Genomic DNA, 8157 nt, shown 5'->3' with positions numbered 1-8157 from the left:
GCGGCGCTGTGACGGACATCCTGGCGAAACGCAGTGATGGCGAGGACCCGCGTAACGGTATTCTGCTGCACGGCGAACCGGGCAATGGCAAGACCGGGTTCGCGGAATGCCTTGCAGGGGAGTTCAAGCTTCCGCTTATCAGGTTGCGCAGCAGCGATGTCGCAAGCCGGTGGAAGAATCAGACGACGGAAAGTATTGTGCAGGCTTTCGCCGATGCCAAGGCTCATGCCCCGTGTATGTTGTTCATTGACGAGGCCGACAGTATGCTACCCGATCGCGCCGGAATGACGGACTCGAGCGGCGAAGAAGGAAAGATCACTAACGCGCTGCTGACCGAACTGGTCGATATCCGGGCGTATCGGGTTGTCGTCGTTGCGGCGACGAATTACCTCGACAAGCTGGACGCGGCCGGCATGCGTGAAGGGCGCTTTGACTTCAAGATCGAAGTCCCTACGCCGGATGAACCGGCGCGGATTGCCCTTCTGGAGACTTCACTCAGGCGCCACGTTCCTCATGCGGAGATTCCGTACAGCGCGATCGAGCGTGCGGCAACGCGTTGGGTGGGCTATTCGAGCAAGCGGATCCAGTCGGTCGGTGAGCAAGTCCGGGAAATGAAGCGCGAGTCCAACCGCAACACCTTCGGCTTCGACGATCTCATGGCTGCAATGCGAGCATTGCAGGGACGCGCCGGCCAGATCCCGGAAGGCACCAAAGGCCTCGACGAAATCATCCTTCCGGTTGCATCGAGCAAGCGCCTGAGGGCCATTGCTACCCGAATGGCGAAGCTCGGCCTGATTGAAGAGAAGGGTGGTAAGGCGCCGACTGGCATCGTATTCTACGGGCCTCCGGGGACCGGCAAGACCGAGGCAGCCCGGGCGCTGGCGAAGGAAACGGGTTGGGCATTCCTGCAGATCACGGGCAGTGCGGTGATGGCCGACGCGTCGTCGTGGGACAAGCTGATCCGTGAAGCAAAGGACATCCGCCCCGTGATCGTGTTTCTGGACGAAGCCGACGACATCCTGCGGAACCGTCAGTTGTCGAATGTCGCGTCTTTGACGAACAGGATCCTGACCACAATCGATGGGGCGACAGGGAAAACGCCGGATATCGTGTTCGTCGCCGCGACGAATTTCGTTGACGAGATTGACGAAGCGGCGATGCGTGGTGGGCGCTTTACCGAGAAGGTCCGTTTCGAGTTGCCGGATGACGCGGGCATCCGGAGGTTCGTCTCGGCCTGGCTGGAAAAGCGAGGCATCGAGCCGTTGAACGGTTTTCTCACCCGAGCCGTGCGCGCGCTGAAAGGGGAGTCGATCGCGAACGTCGACGCAATTCTCCAGGAGGCTGCGAATCAGTGCGCGGTGAGAATGGTGGACGGCGAAGAAGGTAGCCTCACCATTGCCGACATCGTCGAGGCCAGGGAGACCATCTCCCGTAACGAGATGCTGCAGTTTCCCTGAGGACAGGTCGCTGATAACCGGCGGCTTGCCTCTTTTGTTGAGCAGAAACGGGCGTTCCGCTGGCCGTAGCCATATCCCGATTCCTTCCGTGTGGGGAAAAAGACCCGTTCTCAGGCGCTGTTTTGGACGGCATTGATCTGCAACTCCCCAATATCATTTGACCCGTTCGCGTTACGATGCACAGCAGTTGGGTTTCCCTTGGACCCATACCACGCAATGGCACGAAGCACGTTCGGGTTGATCGACTGGTATGCCACGGCGTTATCGAAGCAACCGCCCCGGACACTCAGCCAGCAAGCGGAGGGAGGCCGTCAACGAGGGCATTCACAGCAAGTTCCCCGCAAGAAAGCTGGGTTGAATGCGTCGACCACGTGCCCCGTTGGAGTCCGGCGGGTCCCTGTCGTACTTCGCGGCGACTTTGGCGAGCCTTTCGGAGATTGACTCCAGCCTGTTCATTGCGCGACCCAGGCGGACCAGCAGCCACGCAGACGCCGGCGTGAGCTTCGTGCCGGACATCGCCGCTGCATAGGCGTCAAAGACGTCGCCATTCTTTTCGAACAGTCCGTTTCCCATCACCTCCATCCGGAGGAAGAGGTCGTACAGCTCGTTCCGGCCGTCGCCGTTGCCGCGCAATTGCGACGGAACGCTCCGGCGATCGAGTTGCGCGTATTCGCACATGTATTGGCTGGTCACGCTCATGGCTTTCTCCTTGTTGGTACCACAGGAGTCAATTTACGGAAGTGCCCCTCTGTTTCAAGCCCTTCCGTTAGCAGTCGAGGGCGGGGACTGGACCGTTCAGTTCCTCAAGCTGCGCTCCCTACCCTGCAAGTCGGAGAAGTTCGCTATTCGCGTCGACTTCGTTTCCGAGACGTTCCAGGTGTCGCAAAACAGCGTGACGCGCTGGAACAGAGCTCCGCAGGCGAAAGCCGGAAGGAATGCAAGCCATGTTCCCGTTCCTCACGCAGCGCGCGTCGCGTGCAAGCCAGAATTCACCGGCGTACTGAAACCCTCGGACGTTGATGTAGACCGGCTCGGTATCGGTGTGGATCTGGTTGTGCGTTCTGCCCGGTTCATTCCTGATGTATTCAAACGAACAGGTAGGATCCGTCGCCCGTGATCAGGATGTTGTCGACGTCGGAGAGGTTGCCGATCGACATCAGCATTTCGCTCATGGGCGAGCAACAGAAAGAGGGAAACCTGGGCATCGGTGTCAATGCTGCACTGGGGAATCGGGTATTTCGTGTGGCCGTAGCCGACGTAAATGGCTCGAACAATGGGCGGGAAAGGTTTGCTCACAAGAAGTTCTCCACAAGAAGCATCGAGAAGGATGGTGCCAAGAAACTTCTTGGCAAGAAATTATGGCCACTTATTGGCCATTCCCGGCCAGTAAGTGGCCAATAAATGGCCAGCAAACCGTTTCAGGCTTGGTTCGGAACGAGGAGAGAATTCACGGCGTGGCCAGTTATTGGCCATTCCTGGCCGATTTCTCGACGCTTGGCCGCGACGTTGGCGAGATGATTGACGTTAACGGTGCACCGTCCTCTCGTTTTTGTGTCGGCTTGAGAATGGTAGTGAAAAGAGAGTGTCCTGCCACGTGCGTGAGACACATGAGCACATGGATTTCGGCGGTCTTTTGGGATAGGTAACGGGGTGGTGACGCGATTTTGATTCTTGACAGGAAGCGTTTACCTCTCTATTCTGCGAACCATCGATCGCACCGCACGGTGCGTTGATCGGCAGCTGGGCCGTATCTAGCCACCGACGCCAACACGTAGGCGGCCTCGGAACCGGACGCGCAACGCGTCCAAAAGCAGGACAGTCGAGGCATCAGCCTCGCCCGAAATCCGATGAGGATCGCTCGGGCAAAACGCAACTCGTGGATCCGTCGCGGATTCGCCCGGCTCGCCAATCAGCGACCCCGGGCACTGCCCCCGCTAGATGTTTTTCTCGACAATGCCCCCTGATCGCACGAAGACCTCCTGCGCGAATTGCGCCGGGTTGGTCCGGCAAGCGTCACGCATCGAGCGTGCGATCAGCGTCAACGTCAGCACTGGAAGCCTCTGGCTCAACGAAAGCTCTCGCCGCTTACATTCCGTCAGGAAGCGTACGGCGTGACTTTCTCGCAAAACGGAATCGGTAGACACCACCGACCCCAAATGTGTGATTGCTCCGCCTGGAGCAGCCCGCCAGCCGCCTGACCTACACGGGCGGAATCCACTGGCACGAAGCGCATGCGCTTTTAGTTATTCCGATGACTGCCATTCCGCTGGACGCGGCTTCGTGCGAAACGCATGGAAGCCGACCTCCTCGTTTTCGAGCGCCCGTTGAGGCGAATCGGGGGCGGGCCGGATATCTGGCAACTTGCTCGAACCTCGTCACGGGTTCGGAGGCCGCAAGGGAAGGAATGGGAGGAACCAGATTCGTTCGGGAAGCGCTTGGGGCGCCAACCGAGAGTCAGGAGGAAGTCGCACCTCTAAAAAACGCGACAAAGGCTCCCCGCTTGGGAAACAAGCGGGGATGGCGCGAAAGCGCATCTGTACGGCCGAGGGATCGGTGGTGCAGTTCCAGTAGTTTCTAACGTACAGGCTCTGCCACCCCCGTCGCTCCGGAAGGCGACAAGAAGCACCCCGTAGGAACAGAAGCAGAGATCCGGTCTCAGGCCCGGAGGGATTGGAACGCCTATGTACCGATTCCTGCGGGAATGAGACCGGTTGAAGGATCGACGCGCTCACTCACCGACCGTGAGAGCACACCAAGGCAACAGGAATCAGGAGCACACGAATGACAGAATTTTTCGACAAGGGTGGTAAGGCAGCAGACGCGCCCAGGCACGGTGGGCACGCTTCAATTCGTCCTGGGAACTGGAAGAAGCAACTGGCCGACATTCTCAAGCAACGGGAGAACCTGCGGACGGTTCGCGGCGACCGCCGTGCAGCCGACAAGACGCGTGAAGCCCGTGGCCATATCCTCTACCAGGGCTTCCGTGAACTGCGCATCCTCGGATACCGGTTCGACACGATTACCAGCTTCCGGCAGAAGCACATGCAGGCGCTTGTGGATAAGTGGGTCGATGAGCGCAAGGCCGCTTCGACCATACAGAACAGGATCACGACCTTCCGTATCTTCTGCAACTGGATCGGTAAGCAGGGCCTTATCGGCCCGACCGCGCAGTACGTGAAAGACCCAAAGCGGGCCAAGCGCACGCTCTCTGCTCAGACGGACAAGAGCTGGTCGGGAAACGGCGTGGACGTAGACGATAAGCTGGCCGAGATTCGGCGGGCTGACGAGCGCGCCGGGCTGATGCTGCTCGCTGGCCGGACGTGGGGGCTGCGCCGCCTAGAGATGGTCTGTATCCGTCCATATGCGACGGTCGTAGTGGGCGGCACCACGAAAATCGTCGCATTCAGCGATCTGAAGGTGTCGCGCGAGGAACTGAAGACCGCGATTGCCGCGAGCGGATCGGGTCTTCCGATCAAGAAAGGCACGAAGGGTGGCCGGTATCGCGTGCTCCCTCTCGATACGCCGGAAAAGCTCGACGTTCTGCGCCAGCTTCAAGCCGCGGTGCAAGACCATGACGGCTTTCTCGGCTGGCCAGGTGAGTCGCTCAAGACCAATGTCCGCCGCCTTGACTACATCGCCCAGAAGTTCGGGCTGACGAAGGCCAAACTGGGCGTCACGCTCCACGGACTGCGCCACGAGGTCGCCAATAACGAGTTCGAGCACCTGTCGGGTGTGCAGAGCGCGATCCGGGGTGGAAATAGCCCGCTGCGCGGCGAAACGCGTGTGGCGGCTCAACTGGTAGCCCAGCTTCTCGGCCACTCCCGCGTGTCGATCATCAGCGCCTACTGCGGCAGCGTGGTCAACATGGGCGAAATCCAGAAGAACCGCGCGATCGCGGAACTGGATTCTCTTCAGCCGCACCTTGACGCGATCCGCGGGGCGATTGAGCGCCACCGCTTCATCAGCCTCTACCTGGTCGGTGCCCGGGCGATGGGTAGGCGTCGCCCGCAGGACGCGGCCGTTCCGTACGAGTTCATGACATTCGGGGAGACCGGCCAGCCCACATACGCGCTGCGGGCCGAGCTCGAGGCGCTGCTTTCGACGCCTGTGTACATCCGGATCATGTCCGAAGAAGGGGATGAGACGAGCGCGACCTACCTGAGCAACATGCTTCGGGTTGTCGACGGTGCCGGGCGTTCCTTCGAATCAGACGAGCACGCGATTGCCGCTGCCCCTGCCCCAATAGATAGTCGAGGAAGCCGCAGGTAAGCGGCGCGATATCGGTTACGAAATGTGTCGAGCGAGCAACTGCACCATCGCCCCCGCTTCATGGGGGCTAGAAATGCGGTGCCGATCAGCGATACTGAATTCAGTCGAGCAATTAACCCGGAGAAACAATGAAACGACTGATCCAATTATCGGCGATTGCCGTTTTATTCCTTTCTGCCCGTGGTGGTGATAACCGCAGTCACACCAGCAATGGTCACGGTAGTCCCGGAACCACCGTCATGTAGCCGGCCCGACCAATCCTTGCACCGGCCAAACCGCCCCAGGGTCGGCGACGATGACCGTCACGGGCGAGGTATTCAATGGATGCGTCATCGCTGACGCATCCATAACGGCATATCTCGTGAACGCGGACGGTTCAAATGGGGCGGCCATCACTATCCAACCGCAACAGGAATGGAAAAAATGAGGAAGATCGCCACGCTTTTCATCGTGGGCACCATCATGATGTCAGGCTGCTCGAAGACACCGGATGGTTCTGAGTTTGTCGGGACATGGTACGACCCGGGCAAGGGTGAAAAAATCCAAATCACGCAAAACGGCGCAAGCTTCCTGGTGCGGGAGCTGGCGAGCGACAAGAATCCCAAGCCATCCAATTCCACATTGCCTGCCGTCTACCAGGACGGCCTGCTGAAAATCATGGTCGGCAGCCGTTCGGTGGCAATTACCCACGTCGAAGCCGACGACACGGTCGTATTGCCACTGATGAACGGGCAAGGCACGGAAACGTTGGGCCGGGCGAAAGAATGAGAATCCCGGTACTAACAGCACGATTGGTCGCGGGAATGCTTTCGGCGTGCGGCGATGGCGGCAGCAGCACATCGCGGGAACAGCTCGAATTCCGACGGGATCGTCAATCTGACCTCGACGAACACGGCAACATCGATGGCGAGCCTGCTCCGAATGGCTGCTTTCGAAAAGGTTCTCTGACCGCTTCGGATCGCGAGTGTGAGTTCGCTGATGCAGGAAGCTGGTCCGGCTGATCGATGTCGCCACCGTCAGCAATCCGCCACATTGCTGACGCTGAACCCAGCACGTCCCGATGTCGGCAAAGGCCGACTTACTGTCGTGAGTTGATCCTGGCGACCCGACGACAGGATGACCGCAGGGACGCCCCGCGGCAGCGCATGACGCAGGCCGATCACTGATACCTCACCATTACCCTTCTGGCTTGGAGCCCTGTCACCCTGCCTGAACCGGCGATGGTTGGCGAGGCGGGAGCACCACCTAAAGTTTTTTTGCTTCGGCGATCCGCAACCCGATACACGCCGCGCGTGTGCGCACGCGGTCAGGGATTTTCTGCTCGGGTGCGCCGGCGTGACCTCGATTATGGCTGTTCAGCCGCTACACCTCGCCACATGGATCAAGCGGCAGACGCAGATGCGATCGGCACCGACCGTCGAGCAGCATTTCGCCGCGCTCCGCCACCTGTTCGACCTGCCCGTGCCCAGTCAGATCATCCCGGACAATCCGGCGCGTCGGCGCGCAGACCGACTGCGCCGCATCGACCTATAATATTTTATGGGGGTGTATGGGCGCATGAACGTTCCGGGGTATGGCCATGATCAATGCGGATCTTGGGGAACAGCTTGAGGACTACGTCGCGAAGTTGGTTAAGTCAGGTCGCTACGGCTCGGAGAGCGAGGTGCTGCGCGAAGGCGTGAAGCTCATTCAGGATCGCGAAATGCAACTCAACGCACTGGATGCGGTCATCGATCGCGGCATTGTCGATTCGGAAGCAGGACGGGGCAAGCCCGCCGGAGATGTGTTCGACAGGCTTGAAGCAAAGTATCGTGCGATGGCGAGCACCAGGCAATGATTGTCCAGATTCTTCCTGACGCTGAAGCCGACCTTGAGGCGATCGGCGATTACATGGCCCGCGACAACCCCCGTCGTGCGCTGGGTTTCGTGCGCGAGTTGCGCGAGAAGTGCACGCGGCTTGCCGACATTTTCCTTGCATTCCCGATCGTACCGCGCTACGAAGACCGTGGCGTGCGTCACCGGGTTTATGGCGGTCACCAGATTTTCTACCGTGTCGTTGGCGAGCCTCCCGAGCGCATCGACGTTATTCACGTCCTGCACAGCGCGCGCAACTACGCCGCGATCCTTTTTCCCTGAATTCGCGTGAGCCACCCGACGACGATCCGCCTGCTTCTGCCGGTGTAGTTTCGCCTTTGAGCGGGAGCGCGGCGCTCTGGTTGATCTACGGACCGAAATGGCAGCGAGCGAGGCGCTTCACATCCGTGCGCTGCATGGGTCTTCCCTTGTCGATGATGTGCCCACCATCTACCGGGCTTACTACTTCGAAGGGAAGCTCAATAGCGTACTTCCAAGTCGGCGGCATCGGCTGCATGTACAAGGCGGCGTGGAAAGCGGAAAGCCAACGCGCAACAGCGCCATACATGTCCACATT

At 59.7% G+C, this 8157-nt stretch carries 9 protein-coding genes and 1 pseudogene; 8 read left to right on the top strand and 2 right to left on the bottom strand.

Going from position 1 to position 8157, the window contains the following annotated elements; all coding sequences use genetic code 11:
• On the top strand, positions 1-1457 hold a 1457-nt coding region (locus tag GNZ13_RS50380), incomplete at its 5' end, for an ATP-binding protein (protein ID WP_172178932.1).
• 125 nt (positions 1458-1582) lie between these two features.
• Here the strand turns inward: GNZ13_RS50380 and GNZ13_RS50375 are convergent.
• Together GNZ13_RS50375 and GNZ13_RS50370 are read right to left on the bottom strand one after the other, a co-directional pair.
• A pseudogene (locus GNZ13_RS50375) lies at positions 1583-1729 on the bottom strand (lytic transglycosylase); the annotation flags it as partial.
• A gap of 52 nt (positions 1730-1781) precedes the next feature.
• Entirely contained in the window at positions 1782-2156 is a 375-nt protein-coding gene (locus GNZ13_RS50370; protein WP_216675332.1) for a hypothetical protein, read from the bottom strand.
• On the opposite strand from GNZ13_RS50370, the gene GNZ13_RS50365 reads away from it, so the two are divergent.
• The 7 genes from GNZ13_RS50365 to GNZ13_RS50335 all read left to right on the top strand — a co-directional run bounded on the left by GNZ13_RS50365 (position 2155) and on the right by GNZ13_RS50335 (position 7862).
• Positions 2155-2574 (top strand): hypothetical protein, encoded by a 420-nt coding sequence (locus GNZ13_RS50365; RefSeq protein ID WP_172178931.1) that lies wholly within the window; start codon positions 2155-2157, stop codon positions 2572-2574. The genes GNZ13_RS50370 and GNZ13_RS50365 overlap by 2 nt on opposite strands.
• Before the next feature lie 26 nt (positions 2575-2600).
• Positions 2601-2858 (top strand): hypothetical protein, encoded by a 258-nt coding sequence (locus GNZ13_RS50360; RefSeq protein WP_172178930.1) that lies wholly within the window; start codon positions 2601-2603, stop codon positions 2856-2858.
• Between the two features lie 1380 nt (positions 2859-4238).
• The gene (locus tag GNZ13_RS50355) at positions 4239-5726 is read left to right on the top strand and encodes a phage integrase N-terminal domain-containing protein (RefSeq protein WP_172178929.1); all 1488 of its coding nucleotides are present in this window, start codon (positions 4239-4241) and stop codon (positions 5724-5726) included.
• A 423-nt stretch (positions 5727-6149) separates the two neighbouring features.
• Positions 6150-6494, top strand: a complete 345-nt coding sequence (locus GNZ13_RS50350; protein ID WP_172178928.1) for a hypothetical protein — start codon at positions 6150-6152, stop codon at positions 6492-6494.
• A gap of 567 nt (positions 6495-7061) precedes the next feature.
• Entirely contained in the window at positions 7062-7259 is a 198-nt protein-coding gene (locus GNZ13_RS50345; protein WP_172178927.1) for a hypothetical protein, read from the top strand.
• Between the two features lie 46 nt (positions 7260-7305).
• Positions 7306-7563, top strand: a complete 258-nt coding sequence (locus GNZ13_RS50340; protein WP_172178936.1) for a type II toxin-antitoxin system ParD family antitoxin — start codon at positions 7306-7308, stop codon at positions 7561-7563.
• Positions 7560-7862, top strand: coding sequence for a type II toxin-antitoxin system RelE/ParE family toxin (locus tag GNZ13_RS50335; RefSeq protein WP_172178926.1), 303 nt, complete (start codon positions 7560-7562; stop codon positions 7860-7862). Before GNZ13_RS50340 ends, GNZ13_RS50335 begins: the two co-directional genes overlap by 4 nt.
• Positions 7863-8157 lie beyond the last annotated feature (295 nt).

Origin of the sequence: Paraburkholderia elongata (genome assembly GCF_013177735.1) — a bacterium.
Lineage (GTDB): Bacteria > Pseudomonadota > Gammaproteobacteria > Burkholderiales > Burkholderiaceae > Paraburkholderia > Paraburkholderia elongata.
The sequence above is the reverse complement of the archived record's forward strand: the minus strand, read 5'-3'. Positions and strand labels throughout refer to the sequence as shown.

Coding starts and splice junctions, on each gene's coding strand:
- GNZ13_RS50350 (WP_172178928.1), top strand. CDS start 6,150: ATGAGGAAGATCGCCACGCTTTTCATCGTGGGCACCATCATGATGTCA.
- GNZ13_RS50365 (WP_172178931.1), top strand. CDS start 2,155: ATGGCTTTCTCCTTGTTGGTACCACAGGAGTCAATTTACGGAAGTGCC.
- GNZ13_RS50370 (WP_216675332.1), bottom strand. CDS start 2,156: ATGAGCGTGACCAGCCAATACATGTGCGAATACGCGCAACTCGATCGC.
- GNZ13_RS50335 (WP_172178926.1), top strand. CDS start 7,560: ATGATTGTCCAGATTCTTCCTGACGCTGAAGCCGACCTTGAGGCGATC.
- GNZ13_RS50340 (WP_172178936.1), top strand. CDS start 7,306: ATGATCAATGCGGATCTTGGGGAACAGCTTGAGGACTACGTCGCGAAG.
- GNZ13_RS50355 (WP_172178929.1), top strand. CDS start 4,239: ATGACAGAATTTTTCGACAAGGGTGGTAAGGCAGCAGACGCGCCCAGG.